At 47.7% G+C, this 757-nt stretch carries 2 tRNA genes and 2 rRNA genes; all 4 read left to right on the top strand.

Annotated elements, in window-relative coordinates:
- A 16S ribosomal RNA gene (locus AC1DSK_RS17425) occupies positions 1–222 on the top strand; the annotation flags it as partial.
- Between the two features lie 97 nt (positions 223–319).
- Positions 320–396: transfer RNA gene (locus AC1DSK_RS17420), tRNA-Ile, on the top strand.
- Positions 397–405: 9 nt separating this feature from the next.
- A tRNA-Ala gene (locus AC1DSK_RS17415) sits at positions 406–481 on the top strand.
- A gap of 129 nt (positions 482–610) precedes the next feature.
- A 23S ribosomal RNA gene (locus tag AC1DSK_RS17410) occupies positions 611–757 on the top strand; the annotation flags it as partial.

The raw sequence follows: 757 nt of genomic DNA, 5'->3' as shown, positions 1-757 counted from the left end.
CGCCTACATGAAGCCGGAATCGCTAGTAATCGCGGAGCAGCATGCCGCGGTGAATACGTTCCCGGGCCTTGTACACACCGCCCGTCACACCACGAGAGTTTGTAACACCCGAAGTCGGTGAGGTAACCTTTTAGGAGCCAGCCGCCGAAGGTGGGACAGATGATTGGGGTGAAGTCGTAACAAGGTAGCCGTATCGGAAGGTGCGGCTGGATCACCTCCTTTCTAAGGATAATTACGGAATATAGACCTWGGGTCTATAMGTTGACGTTTTGCGTTCAGTTTTGAAGGTTCATATATCAATTATATGAATTTCCTAAGAGGGCCTATAGCTCAGCTGGTTAGAGCGCACGCCTGATAAGCGTGAGGTCGATGGTTCGAGTCCATTTAGGCCCACCATACTTCTTAGGGGCCTTAGCTCAGCTGGGAGAGCGCCTGCCTTGCACGCAGGAGGTCAGCGGTTCGATCCCGCTAGGCTCCACCAAYATACTCTTYATGAGTATTTTATTTTTTTGTTCTTTGAAAACTGGATAAAACGACATTGAAAGCAATAAACATTCAAGTAATTCAACATACAACTTCGGTTGTATGCGTAAGAACTTTTTAACTTTTAGGTTAAGTTAATAAGGGCGCACGGTGAATGCCTTGGCACTAGGAGCCGATGAAGGACGGTACTAACACCGATATGCTTCGGGGAGCTGTAAGTAAGCTTTGATCCGGAGATTTCCGAATGGGGAAACCCACTGTTTTTAATAGAGCA

This window comes from Paenisporosarcina sp. P4_B8 (genome assembly GCF_056402175.1).
The sequence above is the reverse complement of the archived record's forward strand: the minus strand, read 5'-3'. Positions and strand labels throughout refer to the sequence as shown.